The organism is Xanthobacter albus, assembly GCF_043194895.2.
Classification (GTDB): Bacteria; Pseudomonadota; Alphaproteobacteria; order Rhizobiales; family Xanthobacteraceae; genus Xanthobacter.
The window spans coordinates 685,001-709,004 of sequence record NZ_CM195532.1 but is presented as its reverse complement, the minus strand read 5'-3'; the positions used below and the strand labels follow the sequence as shown (position 1 = coordinate 709,004).

18 protein-coding genes (1 of these 18 only partly in view) are annotated in these 24,004 nt (G+C 69.3%); 3 read left to right on the top strand and 15 right to left on the bottom strand.

Translation table 11 applies throughout. The features are described from left to right. Positions 1–79: 79 nt before the first annotated feature. The gene (locus V5F75_RS03180) at positions 80–1,027 is read right to left on the bottom strand and encodes an ABC transporter substrate-binding protein (protein WP_394033051.1); all 948 of its coding nucleotides are present in this window, start codon (positions 1,025–1,027) and stop codon (positions 80–82) included. Between the two features lie 259 nt (positions 1,028–1,286). After that, complete coding sequence (locus V5F75_RS03175; protein WP_394033050.1) at positions 1,287–3,734, bottom strand: GcvT family protein; 2,448 nt, start codon at positions 3,732–3,734, stop codon at positions 1,287–1,289. 338 nt (positions 3,735–4,072) lie between these two features. Between V5F75_RS03175 and hisN the strand changes: the two genes are divergently transcribed. Further along, positions 4,073–4,846, top strand: coding sequence for a histidinol-phosphatase (gene hisN, locus V5F75_RS03170; RefSeq protein WP_394033049.1), 774 nt, complete (start codon positions 4,073–4,075; stop codon positions 4,844–4,846). A gap of 297 nt (positions 4,847–5,143) precedes the next feature. Here the strand turns inward: hisN and V5F75_RS03165 are convergent, their stop codons facing one another. The 10 genes from V5F75_RS03165 to V5F75_RS03120 all read right to left on the bottom strand — a co-directional run bounded on the left by V5F75_RS03165 (position 5,144) and on the right by V5F75_RS03120 (position 17,611). Next, the gene (locus V5F75_RS03165; protein WP_394033048.1) at positions 5,144–6,226 is read right to left on the bottom strand and encodes a methyl-accepting chemotaxis protein; all 1,083 of its coding nucleotides are present in this window, start codon (positions 6,224–6,226) and stop codon (positions 5,144–5,146) included. Between the two features lie 453 nt (positions 6,227–6,679). Beyond that, positions 6,680–7,399 carry an alpha/beta hydrolase family protein gene (locus V5F75_RS03160; RefSeq protein WP_394033047.1) on the bottom strand — a complete coding sequence of 240 codons (720 nt, stop codon included), beginning with the start codon at positions 7,397–7,399 and terminating at the stop codon, positions 6,680–6,682. Positions 7,400–7,542: 143 nt separating this feature from the next. After that, the gene (locus V5F75_RS03155) at positions 7,543–8,226 is read right to left on the bottom strand and encodes a LutC/YkgG family protein (protein ID WP_394033046.1); all 684 of its coding nucleotides are present in this window, start codon (positions 8,224–8,226) and stop codon (positions 7,543–7,545) included. Continuing rightward, a complete protein-coding gene (locus V5F75_RS03150; RefSeq protein ID WP_394033045.1) occupies positions 8,223–9,665 on the bottom strand; it encodes a LutB/LldF family L-lactate oxidation iron-sulfur protein in 1,443 nt (480 codons plus the stop codon). The genes V5F75_RS03155 and V5F75_RS03150 overlap by 4 nt, the downstream gene beginning before the upstream one ends. A gap of 17 nt (positions 9,666–9,682) precedes the next feature. Next, positions 9,683–10,489, bottom strand: coding sequence for a (Fe-S)-binding protein (locus tag V5F75_RS03145; RefSeq protein ID WP_394033044.1), 807 nt, complete (start codon positions 10,487–10,489; stop codon positions 9,683–9,685). A 176-nt stretch (positions 10,490–10,665) separates the two neighbouring features. Further along, positions 10,666–12,819 (bottom strand): NAD-dependent DNA ligase LigA, encoded by a 2,154-nt coding sequence (gene ligA / locus V5F75_RS03140; RefSeq protein ID WP_394033043.1) that lies wholly within the window; start codon positions 12,817–12,819, stop codon positions 10,666–10,668. Positions 12,820–12,948: 129 nt separating this feature from the next. Then, a complete protein-coding gene (gyrB, locus tag V5F75_RS03135) occupies positions 12,949–15,375 on the bottom strand; it encodes a DNA topoisomerase (ATP-hydrolyzing) subunit B (RefSeq protein WP_394033042.1) in 2,427 nt (808 codons plus the stop codon). Positions 15,376–15,440: 65 nt separating this feature from the next. Beyond that, on the bottom strand, positions 15,441–16,022 hold the full coding sequence (locus V5F75_RS03130) for a LysE family transporter (RefSeq protein ID WP_509212138.1): 582 nt from the start codon (positions 16,020–16,022) through the stop codon (positions 15,441–15,443). A 114-nt stretch (positions 16,023–16,136) separates the two neighbouring features. After that, positions 16,137–16,673 carry an arsenate reductase ArsC gene (locus V5F75_RS03125; RefSeq protein WP_394033040.1) on the bottom strand — a complete coding sequence of 179 codons (537 nt, stop codon included), beginning with the start codon at positions 16,671–16,673 and terminating at the stop codon, positions 16,137–16,139. Between the two features lie 131 nt (positions 16,674–16,804). After that, on the bottom strand, positions 16,805–17,611 hold the full coding sequence (locus V5F75_RS03120; protein WP_394033039.1) for an MOSC domain-containing protein: 807 nt from the start codon (positions 17,609–17,611) through the stop codon (positions 16,805–16,807). 261 nt (positions 17,612–17,872) lie between these two features. On the opposite strand from V5F75_RS03120, the gene clpB reads away from it, so the two are divergent. Both clpB and V5F75_RS03110 read left to right on the top strand, forming a co-directional pair. Further along, the gene (clpB, locus tag V5F75_RS03115) at positions 17,873–20,512 is read left to right on the top strand and encodes an ATP-dependent chaperone ClpB (RefSeq protein ID WP_394033038.1); all 2,640 of its coding nucleotides are present in this window, start codon (positions 17,873–17,875) and stop codon (positions 20,510–20,512) included. Between the two features lie 104 nt (positions 20,513–20,616). After that, a complete protein-coding gene (locus V5F75_RS03110; RefSeq protein ID WP_394033037.1) occupies positions 20,617–21,036 on the top strand; it encodes a DUF2267 domain-containing protein in 420 nt (139 codons plus the stop codon). A gap of 21 nt (positions 21,037–21,057) precedes the next feature. Here the strand turns inward: V5F75_RS03110 and V5F75_RS03105 are convergent, their stop codons facing one another. From V5F75_RS03105 to V5F75_RS03095, 3 genes are all read right to left on the bottom strand, one after another. Continuing rightward, the gene (locus V5F75_RS03105) at positions 21,058–22,035 is read right to left on the bottom strand and encodes a hypothetical protein (protein WP_394033036.1); all 978 of its coding nucleotides are present in this window, start codon (positions 22,033–22,035) and stop codon (positions 21,058–21,060) included. A gap of 309 nt (positions 22,036–22,344) precedes the next feature. Further along, positions 22,345–23,256 (bottom strand): hypothetical protein, encoded by a 912-nt coding sequence (locus tag V5F75_RS03100; protein WP_394033035.1) that lies wholly within the window; start codon positions 23,254–23,256, stop codon positions 22,345–22,347. 126 nt (positions 23,257–23,382) lie between these two features. Then, positions 23,383–24,004: the end of a M23 family metallopeptidase gene (locus V5F75_RS03095; protein ID WP_394033034.1), read on the bottom strand. 1,373 nt of this gene lie beyond the right edge of the window; the window shows 622 of its 1,995 coding nt (coding positions 1,374–1,995); its start codon lies off the right edge, out of view; it ends in the stop codon at positions 23,383–23,385.

The following is a 24,004-nucleotide window of genomic DNA, read 5'->3' as shown; positions in this document are numbered from 1 at the left end:
CGAAGGGGCCGGCGCGCGCCCGGATGGAGAGGCCTCCCTCCGGGCGCGGGTCTCGATGGGTGTGAACGCCCTCAGGCGGTCACTTCTTCACCCAGGCCTTCCAGGTGGGTTCGTTCTTGTTCACCCAGTCGGCGGCCACGTCCTCGACCTTCTGGCCGTCGATATCGACGCGGGCGGCCAGCTCGCCCATGGTCTGGTTGTCGAACTTGTAGTCCTTGATGATCTCGTAGGCGCCCGGCCACTTCTTCTGCATGCCGGCCCAGACCGCCTTCCAGATGGGACCGCGCGGCTTGGCGCAGTCATACTTCATTTCCTTGTTCACGCCCCACGCGGGATCTTCGTAGCAGGCGGCCTCATAAGCCGGGAACTCGACGAACTCGCCCTTGTACTTGATGGGCGCCCAGTGCGGCGTGTAGATCCAGAGAATGATGGGGGCCTTGCGCTCGTAGGCGCTCTTCAGCTCGGCGAACATGGCGGCGTCGGTGCCGGCATGGATGACCTCGAACGGCAGGCCGAGGGCTTCCACGCGCTCCTCGTCATAGCCGCCCCAGGTGGAGGGGCCGCCGAGATAGCGCCCCTTGGGGGCGGTGTCGGGGGTGGAGAAGGCGGCGCCGCAGTTCTTCAGGGCCTTCCAGTCGGGTAGGCCGGGGCACTTTTCCTTCATGTATTCGGGAAACCACCAGTCCTCGCGCGCTTCCATGCCGGAGGAGCCCACGTTCTCCACGCCGCCGGTCTTCACGGCCGCGTCGAGAGCTTCCTGCGCGGTGGTGGCCCACACTTCCGGCGCCACGGTGAGGTCGCCGGTGCCCATGCCCGAGAACTGGGCAAGATAATCCGCCGGGACATATTCGACGTTGTAACCCTGCTTCTTCAGGATCTCGCCCATGATGTGGGCGCTGAGGAGCTGGCCGGTCCAGTCGTTCAGGGTGATCTTGATGGGATCCTTGGATTCCGGCGCGGCCCATGCCGTGCCGACCGCCATGGAGACGACGCCCGCGAGGGCGATGCGAGACAGAGTGCGAAGCATGCGGAACCCCTTTGGAAGTTTATTTGCGCGATTTGTTGCGGCTCAAGGCGCCGTTCACTAGGCAGAAATTTCATATCGTCCCAGGAATGAAGCGGAGCATATTTTGTTTTTTCGCAACCCGCGTGCGCGAATTTGCGGCTTCCTGTGACTATTTTGGGGGCAGGACGAGGTCTCTCCTTTCGCTTCGGGTTGCGGCTGGGAATCGAGGGCCCGCGCCGCCGCACGAGGGGCGAACGGCGGCGCGGGCGTCACCCGCCGGTCAGGCGAGGATCTTCTTCATCTCGGGGTCGTAGAGCGGCGAGAGGTGCACCTTGGCCGGCACCCGGACCGTCGCCACATCGAGCTCGTAGCTGCCCGAGAGCACGAAGGCATCGTCGAGGCCGGTCTCGGGCCGACGCACGTAGCCGTAGCCGATGGGCTTGCCCACGGTGTGGCCGAAGCCGCCGGAGGACAGCCAGCCCACCCGCTCGCCATCGCGGTAGATGGTCTCGCGGCCCAGCAGCACCACCTCCGGGTCGTCCACCGTGAAGCAGGCGAGGCGCTTCTTCAGCGGCTCGACCCGCTTCCGCTCCAGCGCCTCGCGGCCGATGAAGGGCGTGCCGGTGTCACGCTTGATCGCCCAGCCGAGGCCACTTTCGAACGGGGTGTGGTCGGGGCCGATGTCGGAGCCCGAGGCCCAATAGCCCTTCTCCAGGCGCAGGGTCTCGATGGCGCGGTAGCCGGCGTTGCGGATGCCGAACTCCGCCCCCGCCTCCATGACCGCCTCATAGACGGTGGCGGCGAACTCCACGGGAATGTGCAGCTCCCAGCCCAGCTCGCCCACGAAGGTGAGGCGCAGCGCCATCACCGGCGCGCCGGCGACATTGATGTTGCGCACGGTGGCGAACGGGAAGGCGGCGTTGGAAACATCGTCGCGGGTGAGCTTTTCGAGCACCTTGCGGGCGTTCGGGCCCATGAGCGCCAGCACCGCATACATGGAGGAGACGTCCACGAGGTGCGCGTCGAGGCCCGCCGGCAGGCGGCGCTTCAGCCAGTCGAAATCCTTCGTGGCGGCGCCGGTTCCGGCGACGATGTAATAGGTGTCCGCCGCGAGCCGCCCCACCGTGAGGTCGCATTCGATGCCGCCGCGGGCATTCAGCATGGGGGCATAGGTGAGCGTGCCCGCGGGCCGCGTCATGTCACCGGCGCTGACATAAGAGAGCGCGGCTTCCGCGTCCTTGCCGATCAGCATGAATTTCGCGAACGAGGTCTGGTCGAACACGCTCACGCTTTCGCGGGTGGCCTTATGCTCGCGCGCCACGGCGTCGGTCCAGTTGGGGCGGCCGAAGGTGTAGTGGTCCCGCGCCTCCTCGCCCTCGGCGGCGAACCAGTTGGGCCGCTCCCAGCCCAGCTTCTCGCCGAACACGGCGCCCTGCGCCTTCAGCCGGTCGTAGAGCGGCGAGCGGCGCAGCGGGCGCCCGCTTTTGTGCTCCTCGTGCGGCCAGGCGATGGTGTAGTGCTTGGCATAGGCCTCCAGCGTGCGCTTGCGCACCCAGTTCACGTCCTGGTGGTTGCGGCCGAAGCGCAGGATGTCCACGGGTGAGAGGTCATAGGGCGGCTCGCCGCCGGCGATCCATTCCGCCAGCACCTTGCCCGCGCCGCCGCCGGAGGCGATGCCGAAGGCGTTGAAGCCCGCGCCCACGTAGAAGCCGGTCAACTCAGGCGCCTGGCCCAGGATGAAGTTGCCGTCGGGCGTGAAGCTCTCGGGCCCGTTGATGAGCTGCTTGATGCCGGCGGTCTGGAGCGCCGGCACGCGGCCCAGCGCCAGCTCCATGAGCTGCTCGAAATGGTCGAAGTTCGACTGAAGAAGCTGGAAGTTGAACTTCTCGGGGAAGCCGCCCACCGCCCAGGGAATGGGGTTCGGCTCGTAGCCGCCCATGACGAGGCCGCCCACCTCCTCCTTGTAATAGGTGAGGCGATCGGGATCGCGCAGGGTGGGCAGGGTCGAGGTGACGCCGGCGATGCGCTCGGTCACCATGTACTGGTGCTCCACCGAGACCAGGGGCACGTTCACCCCCACCATGGCGCCCACCTCGCGGGCCCACTGGCCGGCGCAGTTCACCACGATCTCGCAGCGGATGGGCCCGCGGCTCGTCTCCACCACGGTGACGCGGCCGTTCTCGACCTTGAAGCCGGTGACCTCGGTATCCTCGAAGATGCGGGCGCCGTTCATGCGCGCGCCCTTGGCGAGGGAGCCGGTGATGTCGGAGGGATTGGCCTGCCCGTCGGTGGGCAGGAAGGCGGCGCCCACCACGTCGGAGATGTCCATGAGCGGCCACAGTTCCTGCGCCTCCTTCGGGGTGAGCAGGTGCATCTCGAGCCCAAAGGAGCGGGCGGTGGTGGCCTGGCGCTTCACCTCGGTCCAGCGCTCCTCGGTGCAGGCGAGGCGCAGGCCGCCGTTCATCTTCCAGCCGGTGGCAAGGCCCGTCTCCTGCTCCAGCGTCTGGTAGATCTTCACCGATTCACCCAGCAGCTGGGTGATGTTGGCGTTGGAGCGCAATTGCCCGACGAGGCCGGCGGCGTGGAAGGTGGAGCCCGAGGTGAGCTTGTGGCGCTCGATGAGCACCGTGTCCTTGAAGCCCAGCTTGGCGAGGTGATAGGCGGTGGACGTGCCGATGATGCCGCCGCCGACGATGACGACCTGGGCCTGGGTCGGAAACTCAGCCATGAATATCCCCTGATACCATCGGCCCCGGTCCGCGACCGCGCCAAGTGGGTTTCGCTCAAACGCCGCGCGGGCTTGACCAGGAGCCCGTGAGAAAGCTCACGCGCCCTTGGCTCGGGTGGCTCTGCCGCGGGCATTGCGGCGGTTCGGTGCGTGCCCCGTGAAGCCCGCGAACCCACATATGATTCCTGCTGCGTCGCGGTGAAGTCAACGAAAATCCACAAAATCATATTGCTTTGTGTGGCAAAGAGAGGTTTTTGTGGGTTGTCGCAAGGGCCGCTGTGGGCCGGCCGCAGGCCGTGGGCGTATCGCGAGGCCGCCTGCGGAAAGAGGGGAATTCCATGACCGATATCGACGCGGATCTCGTCGCCGCCTTCGCCGCCACGCTCGCCGACACCGCGCGCACCCTGGCGCGGGCGCATTTCCGCAAGACCACCGCCTTCGAGCGCAAGGCGGACGAGAGCCCCGTGACCATCGCCGACAAGGCCATCGAGGCCGCCCTGCGCGAGGCCATCGCCGCCCGCTTCCCCGGCCACGCCATCCTCGGCGAGGAAGCGGGCATGACCGGCGGCGACGATCATCTGTGGGTCATCGACCCCATCGACGGCACCAAGAGCTTCATCACCGGCATGCCTCTGTTCGGCGCGCTCATCGCCTTCGCGGAGAAGGGCGTGCCGCAGGTGGGGGTGATCGAGGTGCCGCCCCTCGGCGAGCGCTGGGTGGGCCTGCTGGGCCGCGCCACGCTGAACGGCGCGCCGGCGCGGGTGAGCGGCTGCACGGCGCTGGCGGACGCGCGCGTCTACACCACCTCGCCGGATTTCTTCACGCCTGAGGACTGGGCGCGGTACGACGCGCTGAGCCGCCAGGGCGCCATGCGCCGCTTCGGCGGCGATTGCTACCAGTACGGCCTTCTCGCCTCCGGCCATTGCGACCTAGTGGTGGAGACCGCGCTTCAGCCCTACGATTTCATGGCGCTGGTGCCGGTGGTGGAGGGCGCGGGCGGGGTCATGACCGACTGGCAGGGCCGCCCGCTCGGTCTTGCCTCCGACGGCAAGGTGGTGGCCGCCGCCACGCCGGCCCTGCACGAAGCGGCGCTGAGGGCGCTCAATGGCTGAGACCAATGGCCCGTGAGGTTTTCTCATGGGTCTTTGGTGAAGCCATCATGGTGCTTGAGCGAAGCGCGCCCCGGCACCGGCCGAGGACTGGAGCCGACGGCTTGGGGCCGGGCCTCTCCGGTGCCGGAGCGGCCGTGTTCAGGCGTGTCCTCGCCGCTTGAAGAAGACGCGGGCCGGTCCTTGCCCTCTTTCGCCGATGTCGTGCATGCCGGGGCAGGGGCCGAATCGGATGCCCGGCGCGAAGCCACCGCGCCGCGTCCCGGCCGCGATGAGGGACCCGCTCGCGCGAGCCCCCGATCAGGCCTTGTCGAGGGCGGCGAGGAAGGTTTCGACCTCCCGGCGCAGGCTTTCGGCTTCCGTGGCGAGCTGGTTGGCGGCGTTCAGCACGGCGCTGGCGACCGTGCTGGTCTGGTCCACCGCCTCCGCCACGCCGGCGATGTTCCGCGAAATCTCGCCGGTGCCGAGGGCCGCCTGCTGCACGTTGTCGGAGATCTCGGCCGTCGCCGTCACCTGCTGCTGCGCGGCGGAGGCGACCGCCGAGGCGACATCGCTGATGTCGGCGATGGAATCGCTGATGCCCTTGATGGCATCCACCGTGGAGCTGGTCGCGGTCTGGATGTCGGTGATCTGCGTCGCGATCTCGCCGGTGGCCTTGGCGGTCTGCGCGGCGAGGGATTTCACCTCGTTCGCCACCACCGCGAAGCCGCGGCCCGCGTCTCCCGCCCGCGCTGCCTCTATGGTGGCGTTGAGGGCGAGCAGGTTGGTCTGCGCCGTGATCTCCTGAATGAGCTGGATCACCGAGCCGATCTTCTCGGCGTCGCGGGCGAGGCGGTCCACCACGGTGCCGGTGCGGTTGGCCTCCTGCACGGCGGCGGCGGCCATCTGCGAGGCGTTGGACACCTGCCGGCCGATCTCGCGGCTGGAGACGGTCATCTGCTCCGTGGCGCCGGCCACCGCCTGCACGTTCGAGGAGGCGTCCTGCGAGGCGGAAGCCACCACGTTGCTCTGCTGCTGGGTCTGCTGCGAGGCCGTCAGCATGGCGGCGGCACTCGCCTGCAGGTCGCCCGCGGCGCCGGTGAGGCTGCCTACCACCGCCTTGATGACCGCCTCGAAGTTCCGGGCGAGGCCGGCGATGCGGGTGCCGTGGGCGATCTTCGCCTCCGCCTCGGCGCGGTTGGCGGCTTCGAGCTTGGCCGCCTTGATGAGGCCCTCGCGCAGCACCTCGAACGAGCGGGCGAGGTCGCCGATCTCATCCTTGCGGGCCTGGTAGGGGATGGTGAAGTCGGTCCTGCCGTGCTGCAGCGCGGAGGTGATATCCACGATCCGCCGCAGCGGCGGGACGATGGAGAGAATGAGGACGCAGACAATAACACTGCCCACGGCAATGCCGAGCAGCCCCAGAACCAGCGTCTGCGTGAAGTATTCCGAATGAAACTGATACAGGTTTATCAGGTGAAGGATGAAAAATGTCCACGCGGCCACTATCGGTGGCATGAAACAGAGGACGATCTTAAGACCCAGCCCCCTCGTGAAGATGCCAAGTAGCGTTATTATGTAGTTGAACACGATGGCGTTCCCTCGCCTCGACACAACTCTACTTGATCCGGTTCAGGTGCCGTGCTGCCGCTCTGTGGCGGCATGATGGGTACCAGCACCCGAATGAAGCACGCGGAGCTTGCCGGAGGCTTTGGAAACGGGCGCTTCCTTGCCCTGGGGAACCCGCGAGGCCGCCAAATGCGCAAGGGCCGCGGCTCCCTGCGGAAGCCGCGGCCCTTGCGTTCAGCTCAGCCGGCGCTGCCGCGCTGGATCTGCTCCCGCGGCGCGCGTTTCGTGTCACATGGCCTTCTGGCTGGTGGCGCTGGCGGCGCGCTCGCCGGAGCCGGAAGCCGGCAGCGGGGCGGGCGGCCTGGTGCCGGCGGATTCCGAGGCGGGCGTCACCGCCGGGGCGGCGGGCGCGGGCTTCGGCTTCGGCCGCGACTTGAGGGCCTGGATGGAAGCCATCACTTCGGAATGCAGCTTCGGCATCTTCTCGATGTTGAAGTGGTCAATGGAGGCCACGCCGTCGAGGTCGCGGTTCACCAGCTTGCCGCGGAAGCCGGGGCCGGCGGTGAGGCGCTTTCCGTAGCCGTTGTTGGCCTGGTAGTAGTTCACGAACCGGCCGGAGGCCCTGCCCACGGTGCTGACACCCACGGGATCGAAGGTGACGACCAGCTTCGCGGGGGTGCCGAGGGCGGTGAGCCGCTCGCCCGCCTCAATGGCGGCGTCGGCGCCCAGCGAATGGCCGATGATGATGATGGGCGAGCCGCGCTCGGACTTGCTCACCGCGGAGGCCTGGGCCGCCACCTGCTCCCACTGGCCGTACTCATACACCTGGGCGGGGATGCCGCGCGCGTTGAGCTTGGCGGCCAGATCGTCCATGCCCAGGGAGAACACGTTGGCGAGGCCGCGCATGAGGTAGACGTGGGGGGTGCCCTGAGCGGCGGCGGGCCGGCCGGTGGCGGTCAGGAACAGCGCTGCGAACAGCGCCACGGCAAAGCGCAAGCTCAACGTCATTTGGGCACCATGGATCGTGACAGCCGAGTTCTGCCGTCAATCGTGCCGGGCGGCAAGCCAAGTTTGCTTCACCTTGGCAACAGTCGGCCGGTGGCCCGCATTTGCACCGGAAGCGTTGCGCAACGGCATCATTTTCCGGAACGTCAGGCGGCCTCGCCCACCAGCAGCACATGCAGGCTGCGCGGGCCGTGCGCGCCCAGGAGAAGGGTCTGCTCGATGTCCGCCGAGCGCGAGGGGCCGGTGACCATGTTCACCGTGCGCGGCAGCGTTCCGGGCGCGAAGCGGGCGCGGATGCGGGCCCACACCGCCTCATAGTCACCCGCGACATCACGCGCGTCGATGAGCACGAGGTGGTGGTCCGGCAGGAAGTTGAGGGTCGTGGGGTTCTCCTGCCCCGAGAGCAGCACCAGCGTGCCCGATTCCGCCACCCCGGCGAAGGCGTGGGACAGGCCCACGAGCTGGCGCCCGTCGGAAGGGCCGATCCACACGTCGAGCTGGGGCTCGTCGGCCCAGGGCAGGACGGAGAGGCGCTCGTCCGCGCCGCGCAGCAGGGTCGCCGGCAGGTTGCGCGCGCGCAGGTAGGCGGCGATGGCGCCGGGCACCTGGGCGTCGGTGGGCAGGTGGTCGAGGGTGGCGGCCGCCGCCAGCACCATCTCCTTGAACAGGGCGAGGCGCTCGCCCGCAGGCAGCTGGCCGCGGGCCGGCACCACGCCGGCCGGGTGCCCCGCGAGCCGATCGGCCACCTCCTGGCGGCGCGGCGCCTCCTTCGAGGTGACCCCCAGCGCCCGGCGGACGGAGGCGAGGACGGTATCGCGGGAGCTGGTCATCGCGCGGTGCTCCGGTTCGCGGCCCTGCGGGCGCGCCACTGGGCCTGGAAGGTGTCGCCCTCGGGGGCGGGAAAGTCGCGGTGCCTCGTCCACCCGCCGGCGAGCGGCAAGGCGGAGAAGCGGCCCCTGGCGCGGCCGAGCGCGCCCAGCGCCGCCATGGCGAGCCGGGTGGCGGGCCGGTAGAGCCAGCCGCGCGTGGCGAGGAAGCTCCACACCTTCAGCCCGTAGCGCTGCGGCGCCGGGGTGAGGTGGCGCTCGAACTCCTTCTCCCGCCAGTGCCGCATGAGCTTCGGCAGGGGAATGCGCACTGGGCACACCTCCTCGCACCGGCCGCAGAAGGTGGAGGCGTTGGGCAGGTTCGCCCCCTTCTCCACGCCGATGAGCGCCGGCGTGAGCACCGAGCCCATGGGGCCGGGATAGACCCAGCCGTAGGCATGGCCGCCGATGGCGTGGTAGACGGGGCAATGGTTGATGCAGGCGCCGCAGCGGATGCAGCGCAGCATCTCCCGCAGCTCGCCCTGGAGCATGGCCGAGCGGCCGTTGTCGAGCAGCACCACATGGTATTCGCCGGGCCCGTCCGGGTCGTCGGCGCGGCGTGGGCCGGTGGAGAAGCTGGTGTAGACGCTCATGTCCTGCCCGGTGGCCGAGCGGGCGAGCACGCGCAGCATCTGCATGGCGTCCTCCAGCGTCGGCACCAGCTTCTCCAGCGAGGCGAGCACGATGTGCGCCTTGGGCAGGGTCTGGGTGAGGTCGCCGTTGCCCTCGTTGGTCACGAGCACCGAGGTGCCGGTCTCCGCGACCAGGAAATTGGCGCCGGTGATGCCGACATCCGCGACCAGGAACTTCTGCCGCAGCTCGCCGCGCGCCTCCGCCAGGAGGGAGGTGGGCTCGGAGAGGTCGCGGTCCGCCGGCAGGTCGGTGTGCACGCGGCGGAAGTCCGCCTCCACCTGCCGCTTGTTGAGGTGAATGGCGGGGGCGATGATGTGGGACGGCGTCTCGCCCCGGATCTGGATGAGATATTCGCCGAGGTCGGTCTCGACCGGGACGATGCCCTGCGCCTCCAGGTGGTCGTTGAGGCCGATCTCCTCCGAGATCATGCTCTTGCCCTTGGTCACCGTCTTCGCGCCGAGGCGGCGGCAGATGTCGGTGACGATGGCGCGGGCGTCGGCCGCGTCCACCGCGAAGTGCACATGGCCGCCGGCGGCGCGCACCTTCTCCTCGAACCGCTCTAGGTAGAGGTCGAGATGGGCGAGGGTGTGGTTCTTGATGTCCCGCGCGCTGTCGCGCAGGTCCTCGAACTCGGGCATCTTCTCGGCCGCGGCGCGGCGCTTGCCGATGAAGCCGGGGCCCACCTTGGCGAGGGCCTCCTGGAGCTGGGCATCCTCAAGCGCCGCGGCGGCGTTCTCCTTGAGGCGGGGCGATGTGATGGCGACGCTCATGGCGGTGCTCCCTGTGCTCAGCCCTTGCTGCCGGCGGGTTTGGGGGCACCGATGGCGGGCGCGTCCCCCATGCCGGCGAGCACTTCCGCCACGTGGCGCACGGCGATCTCCCGGCCCTCGCGCTGGAGCTTGCCGGCCATGTTCATGAGGCAGCCGAGATCGCCCGCGAGCAGCGTGTCGGCGCCGGAGGCGAGGGCATTCTGCGCCTTCTTGCCGACGATGGCGTTGGAGATGTCCGGATATTTCACGCAGAAGGTGCCGCCGAAGCCGCAGCAGGTGTCGGCGTCGGCCATCTCCACCAGCTCCAGCCCCTCCACCGAGGCGAGCAGCGCGCGGGGCTGGTCCCTCACCTTCAGCTCGCGCAGGCCCGAGCAGCTGTCGTGATAGGTGACGGTGCCCTCGTAGCGCGCGTCCACATGGATCACACCCAGCACGTCCACGAGGAACGAGGTGAGCTCGAACACCTTGGCGCAGAAGCGCTCGGCGCGGATCATGCCGTCCGGCTCGCCGGCGAACAGCTCGGGATAGTGCGCCTTCATCATGCCGGCGCAGGAACCGGAGGGCGCCACCACGTAGTCGAAGCCCTCGAAGGCGGCGATGGTCTGGTCGGCCAGGGCGCGGGCGGTGGCGCGGTCGCCGGAGTTGAAGGCCGGCTGGCCGCAGCAGGTCTGGCGCGGCACGTCCACCTCGCAGCCGGCATCCTCCAGCAGCTTCGCCGCCGCGAAGCCCACCGAGGGGCGGATGGTGTCCACGAGGCAGGTGCAGAACAGGCCCACCCGGTGCGGGCGGCGGGGCGCGGGGGATGGCGCGGCGGAAGAGGTCATGGCAGCTCTGCGCTCTGGCGGTGCGGGCAAGCGGGCGGCAGGCGCCCGGAAGGGCTTGGGCGGGGCGGACCTTCGTCGCGGCCCCGGGGCAGGGGAAAGCGGCCGCCGCTCACATTGGAGCAATCCTATATCACCTCGCCGGCGGGGGTGGAATGCGCGCGCCGGCGAGGGGGACCTCAGCCCACCAGCTCGAACCACGCGTCCTCGGTGATGACCTTGACGCCCAGGGCCTGCGCCTTCTCCAGCTTGGAGCCGGCGCCGGGGCCCGCCACCACGAGGTCGGTCTTGGCCGAGACCGAGCCCGCCACCTTCGCGCCCAGGCGCTCGGCCATGGCCTTGGCCTCGTCGCGGGTCATCTTCTCCAGCGACCCGGTGAACACCACGGTCTTGCCCGAGACCGGGCTCGCCGCGGCCACCTGCTCCATGGGCTCGGGCGTCACATGGGCGAGCAGGGCGGCCACCACCTCGCGGTTGTTGGGCTCGGCGAAGAATTCCATCACCGCTTCCGCCACCACGTCGCCGATGCCGTCGATGGCGATCAGCTCCTGCCAGCCGGCATTGCCCTTGGGGTGCTCCTCGCCGGGCATCCGCGCGGCCAGCGCCACCTGTTCCAGCGCCTCCACGGTGCCGAAATGGCGCATCAGGCGCTTGGCGTTGGTCTCGCCCACATGGCGGATGCCGAGGGCGAACACGAAGCGGTCCACCGCCACCTTCCGCCGCCCCTCGATGGCCGCGAACAGATTGCTGGCTGAGGTCTTGCCCCAGCCCTCGCGATTCTCCAGCCGCTGGAGGTTGGCGGCGTTGCGCGTTTCCAGGGTGAAGATGTCGGCCGGGGACTTGATGAGGTCCCATTCATAGAGCGCGTGCACCTGCTTCTCGCCCAGGCCCTCGATGTCGAAGGCGTTGCGGGAGACGAAGTGGCGCAGGCGCTCCACCATCTGGGCCGGACAGACGAGACCGCCGGTGCAGCGGCGCACGACGTCCACCTTGCCGGTCTTCACATCCACCTCGCGCACCGCATGGGAGCCGCAGGCCGGGCACACGGTGGGGAAGACATAAGGCACGGCGCCCTCGGGCCGGCGCTCCTCCAGCACCCGCACCACCTGGGGGATCACGTCGCCGGCGCGCTGCACCACCACCGTGTCGCCGATGCGGATGTCCTTGCGCTGGATCTCGTCCTCGTTGTGCAGCGTGGCGGAGGACACCACCACCCCGCCCACCGTGATGGGCGCGAGCTTCGCCACCGGGGTGAGCGCGCCGGTGCGGCCCACCTGGATCTCGATGTCCTCCAGCAGGGTCATGGCCTGCTGGGCCGGGAACTTGTGGGCTATGGCCCAGCGCGGTGAGCGGGAGACGAAGCCGAGCCGCCGCTGCAGGTCCAGCGCGTTCACCTTGTAGACCACGCCGTCGATGTCGTAGCCGAGCGTCGCCCGCCGTTCCTCGATGCCATGGTAATGGGCGACCAGCTCGCGCGCGGAGCGCACCACCACGGTGAGCGGATTGGTGGGGAAGCCCCAGCGCGCGAAGGCTTCCACCATGCCCATCTGCGTCTCCGCCGGCAGGGTGGCCGCCTCGCCCCAGGCATAGGCGAAGAACTTCAGCGGCCGGGCGGCGGTGACGGCGGGGTCGAGCTGGCGCAGGGAGCCGGCAGCGGCGTTGCGCGGGTTCGCGAATACCTTTTCGCCCGCGGCCTCCTGGCGGGCGTTGAGCGCCTCGAAGTCGGCCACCGCCATGTAGACCTCGCCGCGCACGTCGATGATGTCGGGCACGCCGTCGCCCTCCAGCACCTGCGGGATTTCGGCGATGGTGCGCACGTTGGCGGTCACGTCCTCGCCCTCGGTGCCGTCGCCGCGGGTGGCGGCCACCTCCAGCCGGCGGTTCACGTAGCGCAGCGAGCAGGAGAGGCCGTCGATCTTGGGCTCGGCGGTGAAGGCGACCTCCTCCCCCTCGCCGAGGCCCAGGAAGCGCTTCACCCGGCCCACGAACTCCTCCACCTCGATGTCGGTGAAGGCGTTGGCCAGGGAGAGCATGGGCACCTGGTGGGTGACCTTGCCGAACTTCTCCACCGGCGCGGCGCCCACCTTCGCGGAAAGGCTGTCCGCCCCGGCGAGGGTGGGGAAGCGCTGCTCGATCTCCTCGTAGCGGCGGCGCAGGGCGTCGTAGTCCGCGTCCGAGACGACGGGGGCGTCCTCACGGTAATAGGCGGCGTCGTGGCCCGCGATCTCGGTGGCGAGGGCCTTGTGCTCGCGGGCGGCCTGATCGGCGGACAGGTCCTCGACCGCGAAGGCGCGGAGCGAAGGAACGGTGCTGGCGGAAGGGGTCCGGGTCATGCGGCGGCTCTCGGCGTCCGGCCGCACCATCGGCCGGCCTCATCGCGGCAAGAGATAGCCGCCGCCGGCCGCCGTCGGCAAGGCGGCGCGCTCCCCCTTTTCCCGCGCCGTGGGGCGCGGGGTGGCGCCTCACACGTCCACGCTGGCGCGCAGGGCGTTCTCCTGGATGAACTCGCGCCGCGGCTCCACCACGTCGCCCATCAGGCGGTTGAAGAGGTCGTCGGCGGCGTCCACTTCCTTCACCCTCACCTGCAGCAGGGAGCGGGCGTTCCGGTCGAGGGTGGTTTCCCAGAGCTGCTCCGGGTTCATCTCGCCCAGGCCTTTGTAGCGCTGGAGAGACAGGCCCTTGCGGCCGGCGTCGGTGACGGCGTCGAACAGGTCCACCGGGCCGTGGAGCGCCTCCTCGTCGCCCTTGCGCTTCAGGCTGGCGCCGTCGGTGAAGACGCCCTCCATGTCGCGGGCCAGGGTATCGAGCCGGCGGGCTTCCGGTGAGGTGACGAAAGCGGCGTCGAGCCGCGCCACCTCCTGCACGCCGCGCACCGTGCGCGAGAAGGTGAAGCCGGTTTCGTCGGCCGCGCCGGTCCAGCCGCGCTCGGTCTCCTCTGCCAGGGTGTCGAGCCGCTGCGCCACCTGGGCGGCCGCGCGGCCGGCGTGCTCCATATCGGCCGCGACCGATGCGGAGAGGGCGCCGGCCAGGGCCGCCTGCTCCGCCACCGCGCGATTGTAGCGCGGGTGCAGGGCGTGGAGCGCGCCGCGGAAATGCCGGGCCACCTCCACCAGATGGGCGAGGTCGGCGCCGGTGCGCACCTCGCCGGAGGCGAGCCGCAGTGAGGCCTCGTCCAGCCCGGCGGTGATGAGGTAGTCCTCAAGCGCCTTCTCGTCCTTCAGGTAGGTCTCGGACTTGCCGCGCGTGACCTTGTAGAGCGGGGGCTGGGCGATGAAGAGATTCCCGGCTTCCACGATCTGCGGCATCTGCCGGAAGAAGAAGGTGAGCAGCAGGGTGCGGATGTGGGCGCCGTCCACGTCCGCGTCGGTCATGATGATGATCTTGTGGTAGCGCAGCTTCGAGAGGTCGAAGTCGTCGCGGCCGATGCCGGTGCCGAGCGCGGTGATGAGCGTGCCGATCTGCTCGGAGGAGAGCATCTTGTCGAAGCGGGCGCGCTCCACGTTGAGGATCTTGCCGCGCAGGGGCAGCACCGCCTGGAAGGCCCGGTCGCGGCCCTGCTTGGCGGAGCCGCCGGCCGAGTCACCCTCGACCAGGAACAGCTCGGACTTGGCCGGGTCGCGCTCCTGGCAGTCGGCGAGCTTGCCGGGCAGGGAGGCGATGTCGAGGGGGCTCTTGCGGCGGGTCAGGTCGCGGGCGCGGCGGGCGGCCTCGCGCGCGGCGGCGGCCTCCACCACCTTGCCGATCACCGCCTTGGCCTCGCCGGGGTTCTCCTCGAACCAGTTGGTCAGCGCCTCGCTCACCAGGCTCTCCACCACCGGGCGGACCTCGGAGGAGACCAGCTTGTCCTTGGTCTGGGAGGAGAATTTCGGGTCCGGCACCTTCACCGAGAGCACGCAGGTGAGGCCTTCGCGGCAGTCCTCGCCGGTGGGGTCCACCTTCTCCTTCTTGGCGATGCCGGAGCCGTTGGCATAGCCGATCACCTGCCGCGTGAGGGCGGCGGCGAAGCCGGTGAAGTGCGTGCCGCGGTCACGCTGCGGGATGTTGTTTGTGAAGCACAGCACGTTTTCGTGGTATCCGTCGTTCCACGAAAGCGCGGCCTCCACGGTGATGCCGTCGCGCTCGGCGCGGATCACGATGGGCTTGGGGATGAGCGCGGCCTTCGAGCGGTCGAGATACTTCACGAACGCCTCGACGCCGCCTTCATAGTGCAGCTCCTCGCGCTTCGGCTCGGGGCCGCGCGCGTCGGTAAGCACAATCAGCACGCCGGAATTGAGGAAGGCCAGCTCGCGCAGGCGGTGTTCCAGAGTGGCGTAATCGAATGCGATGTGGGTGAAGGTCTCGGGGCTGGGCACGAAGGTGACCTTGGTCCCGCGCTTGCCGGCCGGCACCTCGCCCACCACCTTCAGCGGCGCTTCCGCGTCGCCATGGCGGAAGCGCATGAAGTGCTCCTTGCCATCGCGCCAGATGGTGAGTTCGAGCGTGGTGGAAAGCGCGTTCACGACCGAGACGCCCACGCCGTGCAGGCCGCCGGAGACCTTGTAGGAATTCTGGTTGAACTTACCGCCCGCATGCAGCTGGGTCATGATGACCTCGGCCGCCGACACGCCCTCTTCCGGGTGGAGGTCGGTGGGGATGCCGCGGCCGTCGTCGGTCACGGTCACCGAGCCATCGGCATTGAGGGTGACGGTGACCTCGTGGGCCCAGCCGGCCAGCGCCTCGTCGATGGCGTTGTCCACCACCTCGTAGACCATGTGGTGGAGGCCCGAGCCGTCGTCGGTGTCGCCGATATACATGCCCGGACGCTTGCGCACCGCGTCCAGGCCCTTCAGCACCTGGATGGACTGGGCGCCGTAATCGTCGGGGGATTCAGCGGGCACGGGTTCGGCCATGGGGATCTCGATCTCGGGTCTCGAATCGGGTTTCAGCGTGTTGCGAATCTAGCGCAAACACGCGGTTATTTGGTGGCGACGCTCACCGCCGCCCCCGCCAGGGCGACGCCACAGGCGCGGTTGAGGGCGCGCATGGCCCGGCGCGAGGCGATGAAGCGCCGCGCGCGATCCGTCAGGTGCACGTAGGCGGCGAAGACGGCCGGCAGCACCACCAGGATGACGGCGCTCATCTCGCCGAAGCCGAGCATGGACAGCGTGCCGAGATCCACCAGCGTGGGCAGCAGGGCGAGGTAGAAGGCCATGGTCTTCGGATTGCCCAGCGTCAGCGCCACCCCGGCGCCATAGAGGCCGAGCGCGGAGCGCGGCTCGGGCAGGGCGGCATCGCCGGGCGCGGCGGCCGGCGCCGTCCAGAGCCGCCAGGCCATGTGGAGCAGGTAGGCGGCGCCCGCGAGGCGGACGAAGAAGAAGAGGCTGCCGAGCGCGGCCGCGAGGGCGGCAAGGCCCAAAGCGGCCGCCGCGAGCCAGATGATGTCGCCGGTGGCGAGGCCCAGGATGAAGGCGAGGGATCCGGCCCGGCCGCGCGCGAGCGTGCGCGCCACCAGGGCCACCACCGCCGGGCCGGGGCTGGCGGCGCCCAAGGTCAGCACGGCCGCGAATAAGACGAGGCTTGCCGGTTCCATGCCCTCTAGTGCGCCGCACGGGCCGGAACGTCAAGCCTCGGGCCCCGTCGGTCCCTGTCCTGCGCGGCGCCGGGGCCGGGTTCAGGCGGCGGGGGTGCCGCTCGCGCCGTCCATCTGCCCGATCTCCTTGAGCCGGCTCTGGAGGGCCAGCTTGTCCAGGGTGGCGACGGGCAGGGCGTCGAACACGGAGATGCGGGACTTGAGGTAATGGAAGGCGCGGTTGAAGGCCGCCTCCTTGTCCACGCTCGTGCCCTCCGTGAGGGCCGGGTTCTCGATGCCCCAGTGCGCGGTGATGGGGTGGCCGGGCCACACCGGGCATTCCTCGCCGGCGGCGTCGTCGCAGACGGTGATGACGAAGTCCATCTGCGGGGCGCCGGGCTTGGCGAATTCGTCCCAGCTCTTCGGCCCCACGCCTTGGGTGGGGTAGCCGAAGCGGTGCAGGGTCAGCACGGCGAGGGGGTGCACGCCGTTGCCGGGATGGGTGCCCGCCGAATAGGCCCGGAAGCGGCCGCCGCCGTCCTTGTTCAGGATGGCCTCGGCCATGATGGAGCGCGCGGCGTTCTTCGTGCACAGGAAAAGAACGTTGTAGACGTGCCCAGCGGCCGCCGTGTCCGACATTGGTTCCCCCATGTTCTCTCTGCCCGGCCGCAGCCGTGCACGAATTCCGCGTGCGCGGAGCATCCGGCGCAAACCGCCTGATCGCACCGTATAGCGGCGGGATTCAACGTATTTGTGTCACTCGCCGGCGTTCATGACACCAGCGTCACGGCATCGCCGATCCGCACCTCGCCGGAGCCCACGACCTTGGCATAGACGCCGCAGTCGGCGTGGCCGTAGGCCTGCACCAGGGCCTTCACCACGTTCAGGTCGCGCCGGGCGGTCGCGGGATCGACATTCACCGCCGCGCAGCGCTCGGTGCGCTTCACGATGGCGAGGCGGGCGCCGCCGATGTCGATCTCCCGGCCCTTCAGCTCCAGCTCGGCGCCGGGAGGCCAGCCCTCCAGGTGGAGGTTCATGCGGAAGCGCCTGGGGTCCAGCTCCGCCCCCATCCGCCGCGAAAGGTCCCGCACGCTCGCGAGGCCGAGCAGGGACACGAAGCCGGAGCGCAGGGAATCGGTGAAGCGGAAGCCCTCCGGCGCGGTCAGCACCTTGAGCGGCCCGCGCGCCTCCTCCCCCATGAAGAAGGTAAGGAAGGCGGCGATCTGCGCGCGCCCCTCCCCGGTGGCGAGGTTTCCGCGCGCGGCCTCCACCCCTTCGAGGAACAGGGTGAGCACCCGGCTTTCGTCGTCATAGCGGCTTTCGAGCGCGGCGAGGCGCGCGTCGCGCATCAGCATCAGGAAGGCGGTCTTCTGGCGATAGGCGGGGGCGTCCGGGTCGAAGCCCGATGGGCCGTTCTCCACCGCATAGAGCCGGTCGGCGGGAAAGAAGGCGCCGGCTTCGAGCCGCACACGCTCCAGCGGCTCCGGGGACAGGCCCTTCACCGGATGGCGGTAGAGCGCGGTGACGGTGGCGGGCGGCAGAGCCGGAGGGGTGGAAGGGGAGGGCAGCGCGGTCATGACGGGCCTCGGGGCGCAAGCTGTCCCCGCGGGTTCCCACTCCGCCGCGCTGCCGTCAACCCGCGCCGCGACGGCCTGGAGCGGGGGCGTTCCGTCTTTTCGTGGCTCATCCCCTCTTCCGTTGCCGCCAAGCCGCACCCACATGAGCTTCGGCGCGAGGGTGACCTCGCGCGGCGGTTGCCGGGGATGCCGGGACCGTGCCCCAGCGCGCCCCGCATGCTTCGACAGGAGGTGCCGGGCGCGAAAAGGAGGAGATGCAACATGAATTTCGACACCTACACCGAGCGCGCGCGCGGCTTCGTCCAGTCTGCCCAGTCGCTGGCGGTGCGGGAGGGCCATCAGCAGTTCGTGCCCGAGCACCTGCTCAAGGTGCTGATGGACGATCCCGAGGGCCTGTGCTCCGGCCTCATCCAGCGCGCGGGCGGCAATCCCACGCTGGTGCGCGCCGATGTGGAAGCCGCGCTCGCCAAGCTGCCGAAGGTTTCGGGCGGCTCCGGGCAGGTCTACCTGTCCCAGCCCATCGCCCGCGTGTTCGACGCGGCGGAGCAGGCGGCCAAGAAGGCCGGCGACGGCTATGTGACCGTCGAGCGGATGCTGCTCGCCCTCGCCATCGAGAAGGATACCGAGGCCGGCAAGATCCTGGCCACGGCGGGCGTGAACCCGCAGAGCCTGAACGCGGCCATCGAGGCCCTGCGCAAGGGCCGCACCGCGGACACCGCCACCGCCGAGAATGCTTATGACGCGCTCAAGAAATATGCCCGCGACCTGACCCAGGCCGTGCGGGACGGCAAGCTCGACCCGGTCATCGGCCGCGACGAGGAGATCCGCCGCACCATCCAGGTGCTGGCCCGCCGCACCAAGAACAATCCCGTGCTCATCGGCGAGCCCGGCGTCGGCAAGACCGCGATCGTGGAGGGCCTCGCCCGCCGCATCGTGGACGGCGACGTGCCGGAGAGCCTGAAGGACAAGAGCCTGCTTTCCCTCGACATGGGCTCCCTCATCGCCGGCGCGAAATATCGCGGCGAGTTCGAGGAGCGCCTGAAGAGCGTGCTGTCCGAGGTGGAGAGCGCGGAAGGCGGCATCATCCTGTTCATCGACGAGATGCACACACTGGTGGGCGCCGGCAAGACCGACGGCGCCATGGACGCCTCCAACCTGCTGAAGCCCGCGCTCGCGCGCGGTGAGCTGCACTGCGTCGGCGCGACCACGCTCGATGAGTACAGGAAGCATGTGGAGAAGGACGCGGCGCTGGCGCGGCGCTTCCAGCCCGTGTTCGTCTCCGAGCCCACGGTGGAGGATACCGTCTCCATCCTGCGCGGCCTGAAGGAGAAGTACGAGCTGCATCACGGCGTGCGCATCACCGATTCGTCGCTGGTGTCGGCAGCCGTGCTCTCCAACCGCTACATCACGGATCGCTTCCTGCCCGACAAGGCCATCGACCTCGTGGACGAGGCCGCCTCGCGCCTGCGCATGCAGGTCGACAGCAAGCCCGAGGAGCTGGACAGTCTCGACCGCGAGATCGTGCGCCTGCGCATCGAGCAGGAGGCGCTGAAGAAGGAAACCGACACCGCCTCCAAGGACCGGCTCAAGAAGCTCGAGAAGGAGCTGGCGGAGCTGGAGGAGAAGGCGTCCGTCCTCACCTCCAAGTGGAAGTCCGACAAGGAGAAGCTGGGCGAGGCCACCACCGTGAAGGCCAAGCTCGACCAGGCCCGCGCCGATCTCCAGACCGCGCAGCGCCAGGGCGAGTACCAGAAGGCCGGCGAGCTCACCTATTCGGTGATCCCGGAGCTGGAGAAGAAGCTCGCCGAGATCGAGAAGGCGGGCGCCAGCGGCGGCATGGTGGAGGAGGCGGTGACGCCCGACCACATCGCCGGCGTCGTCTCCCGCTGGACCGGCGTGCCAGTGGACAAGATGCTGGAAGGCGAGCGCGAGAAGCTGCTGCGCATGGAGCTGGAGCTGGCCAAGCGCGTGGTGGGCCAGTCGGAGGCGGTCGCCGCCGTCTCGACCGCCGTGCGCCGCGCCCGCGCCGGCCTGCAGGACCCGAACCGGCCCATCGGCTCGTTCCTGTTCCTCGGCCCCACCGGCGTCGGCAAGACCGAGCTCACCAAGGCCCTGGCCGAGTTCCTGTTCGACGACGAGACCGCCATGGTGCGCATCGACATGTCGGAATACATGGAGAAGCACTCCGTGAGCCGCCTCATCGGCGCTCCTCCCGGCTATGTGGGCTATGACGAGGGCGGCGCCCTCACCGAGGCGGTGCGGCGCCGGCCCTATCAGGTGGTGCTGTTCGACGAGGTGGAGAAGGCCCATCCGGACGTCTTCAACGTCCTGCTCCAGGTGCTCGACGACGGGCGCCTGACGGACGGACAGGGGCGCACGGTGGACTTCCGCAACGTGCTCATCGTCATGACCTCCAACCTCGGCGCCGAGTATCTGGCGGACCCACGCCAGCCCATCGGCTTCAAGGTGCCCGGCCACGACGGGGACAAGGTGGTTTCCGATGAGGAGGCCTACGACATGGTGATGACTGCGGTGCGGCACCACTTCCGCCCGGAGTTCATCAACCGCATCGACGAGATCGTCATGTTCCACCGCCTGAAGCGGGAGCAGATGGACGCCATCGTCGACATCCAGATGGGCCGCCTGCGGAAGCTCCTGGAGGATCGCAAGATCACCCTGGACCTCTCGCCCGAGGCACGGCACTTCCTGGCCGAGAAGGGCTACGACCCGGCCTATGGCGCGCGCCCGCTGAAGCGGACCATCCAGAAGCTGGTGCAGGACCCGCTGGCCGAGAAGATCCTCGCCGGCGACATCCTGGACGGCGCGACGGTGAAGATCGGACTGGAGAACGGCCACCTCACCTTCCAGGGCGAGGCCGGTGCCGTGGAGCAGGCCGCCTGACCGTGCGGCGCTAGCGTGTGAAAACGAAAGGCCATCCCCGCCGGGATGGCCTTTTTCTTGTTGTCTGCCGGGATCACTGCGGGCGGCCCAAACGCGGAGGCACGATGCCCATCCCCATGGACCTTCAGCACGCCTCCGAGGATTTCGAGCGCTTCCTCGCCGATGCGCGGGACACGGCGGGCCTCGCCACCCGCAACCAGACCTTCACCATGGTGGAGGGGGTGCTGCGGGCATTTCGCTGTCGCCTGTCGCTGGAGGATGCCATCCGCTTCGCTGGCGTGCTGCCGCCGGTGGTGCGGGCGATCTTCGTCTCCGATTGGGACCCGGCGGAGCCGCTGCGCCCGTTCGCCGATGTGGCGGCCATGACCGGCGAAGTGCAGGACCTGCGCCGGCACCACAATTTCGCGCCGCCTTCCGCCATCCGCGATGTGGCGGCCTCCTTGCGCCGGCACGTGGATGAAGAGGCGTTCGACCGCGTCCTCGGCATGCTGCCGGAGGGCGCGGCCGGCTTTTGGGCCGTGTGAGGGGAGATGCGGCGGTGCGGCCTACTGCCCGCGCGCGGTCGCGAGCAGGCTTTCCGCCTGCTTGGTGGCGGTGGCGAAGAAGGGCATGGTGGGCGCCGCGGCCACGAAGCAGGCGCGATAGGCAGCGGCGCCCTCTTCCTCCACCTTTTCCGATTCCCGCCAGCGCGGGTCCTCGTCGTTCTTGGATTTCTCGGCGGCCGCGATCAGGGCCTTGGACTTGGCCTCATAGCCGCGCCACGCCTTGTTGCAGGCGGGCAGGGCGGGGATGGAGACCTTCACGTCCGCCGCCCCCACCACCACGCGCCCGCCGGCGATGCGGGTGAAGACGATGGTGTTCGGTGCATCGTTGCGCGCCCCGCTCTGGGTGAAGAGGCCGAGGGCGGCGTTCACGGTCTCGTCGGGACCGGCGTTCACGGGCACGTCCATGTATTTGTAGAAGGCGGCATCGGCGCCCAGCACCGCGCTGTAGAGCGGGCCCGAGCCCACGGCCCCCTTCAGCCCCTCCCGCAGCACCGCCGGCGCATCCGCGTCCTTGGCGCGGGCGGCCAGCCAATCGGTGAACACCGGCTCGGGCGTGACGAAGAAGCGGGTGACGTAGTCGTCGCTCGAGAACAGCAGGCCGTCGGGCTCGTGGGATTCCAGGTATTCCGGAACGAGGGTGGAGGGCATGAAGATGGGAGTCTTCTGCGTGCCCTTGAACGCCACGGGGCCGAGGAGGGCGGTCATGCGGCCCTGGAGATCCTTTACGGCGGCCGCGCTGCGTTTGTCGACGGCGTCCTCGTTCTCGCCGCTCTTCACGGCGGCGGCGACCTCGGCCGCCAGCCTGTTCCGCGCGGCGATGTAATCCTCCACCGGCCCCGCGTGCACGAGGGTGGGCGCGATGGCGAGCCCGGCCGCCAGCGCCAGCGGGCGCAGGAGCGCGCGCGGCCCGGCAAGGCGCGCGGCGAGGCGGCGGATTACGGAAACCGGTTCGGCCGGGGCGTTCGGCTGGGCGTCCATGTCGATGTCCTTCGGGTGTGTTCAAGCGATGGAGTGGCCGGCGTGCCCCCGGAGGCCTGCCGTCTTCGGCGTGGAAGGCCCATGGGCGGGACGCGGCTCCGGCGGCTGGCCGATGGGGTGAGGGGCTAGAGCATTTTCAAGCGAAGTGGATGCCGGTCCGCGTGAAGAAAATGCGCGATATCAAAAGTCTAGAGCAATGCCAGAAAAAGTGCGGAGCGGTTTTGTGTCCGAAATTGCATCCGACCAATAAGTTAGAGCATTTCGGGCGGACCGGTTTTCTCCGGAAATGCTCCATGGCGGGCTGCGTGCTCAGTTGCCGCGCAGGGTCTGCAGGAACGTGTCCGCCTTTCGGGCGGCGGCGGCGAGGGCGGCCTGGCTCTCCGGCGCCTTGGCGAGGCAGGCGCGGAAGGCGCCGGCGCCTTCTTCCTCCACTTTCGCCAACTCCGCCCAGCGCGGGTCTTCGAGGTCGCTCACATTCTCCGTGGCCTTCAGCAGCGCCTGGACCTTGATGTCATAAGGCTTCCAGACCTGTGTGCAGGCCGGCACCGCCTTCATGCCCGTCTCCGCCCGCGCCATGCCCAGAACGGCGCGCCCATCCGCCACCCGCACCACCACGATGCTGTTCGGCAGGCTGTCGGCCGGGGCCTCGTCGGTGAAGAGGCCGAGGGTGGCATAAGCGGTCTCGCCGGGCGCGGAGGTTACGGGCAGCGTGGCGTAGGGCACATAGCCGCCACCGCCGGTGACCAGCGCATTGTTGACGAGATAAGCGGTGTCGGCGACCGCCTTCGCGCCGCCGCGGACCGAGGCTGGCGCCTCCTTGTCCCTGGCGCGGGCGGCGAGCCACGCCTGGAACACCGGTTCCGGCGTCACCAGCACCCGGACGCTCTCGTCCTTGTTGGCGAAGGCCATGCCGTCGAGCTGGGTGGTGGGCAGGTCGTCCCCATAGACGAATACTTCGAGGGTGAAGGCGGGCGCGCCGAGCCCCTTGAATTTCTGCGGGCCGACAAGCGCCGCCATGCGGGCGGCGAGATCCTTGCGGGCGGCCTTCTCGGCGTTGACGGCGGCGTCGCTGTCGCTCCTGCCGGCCTTGGCGGTTGCCACGGCGGCCGAGACCGCCTTCTCGCGCGCCGCGAGATAATCATCGACCGGCGCCGCGGTGGCCGCGAGTGGCTGGGCGAGGAAGGCGGCGGCGCAGAGGATGCGTCGGGCGAGGCGGGTCATGGTCGGCTCATGTCCGGTGGCGAGACGCGCATTCTGGCCGTGGGGTGCGGAAGAGAAAACCACCTTTCCGCCCGGGCCCCCCGCACCGCGGGGCGTGACGCGCCGCCGCGCCCCGGGGACATGCGCTTAGTTGCTGGCCGAGCGGGCGGGCTTGCCGCCGGCGGGGGCGACGCCCGCCACCTTCGGCGTCGCCTGCCCATGGTTCATCAGCGTGTCGATGCGCTCGCGTTCCTTGTTGAACTCCGCGAGGAACTTGCCGGAAAGGGCGCGCCCGCGCGGCAGCTTGATGCGCATGGGGTCCACGAAGTTGCCGTTGATCTTCACTTCGTAGTGCAGGTGCGGGCCGGTGGAGAGGCCGGTGGAGCCTATGTAGCCGATGAGCTGGCCCTGGCGCACCGTCATGCCCTCGCGGATGCCGCGGGCGAAGCCGGACTGGTGGGAATAGGTGGTCACGTAGCCGTTGGCATGCTGGATTTCCGTGTGCTTGCCGTAGCCGGATTTCCAGTTGGCGTAGATGATCGTACCATTGCCCGCCGCATAGATGGGCGTGCCGATGGCATCCGACCAGTCCACGCCGGTATGCAGCTTCGAATAGCCGAGGATGGGATGGCGGCGATAACCGAAGGGTGAGCGCATGACACCGCCAGAAAGCGGCTTTCTCACCAGGAACTTTTTCGCGCTCTTTCCATCCTCGTCGTAATAATCCACCACGCCGTCGTCGGAGGTCTGGAAGCGGTAATAGCGCTTG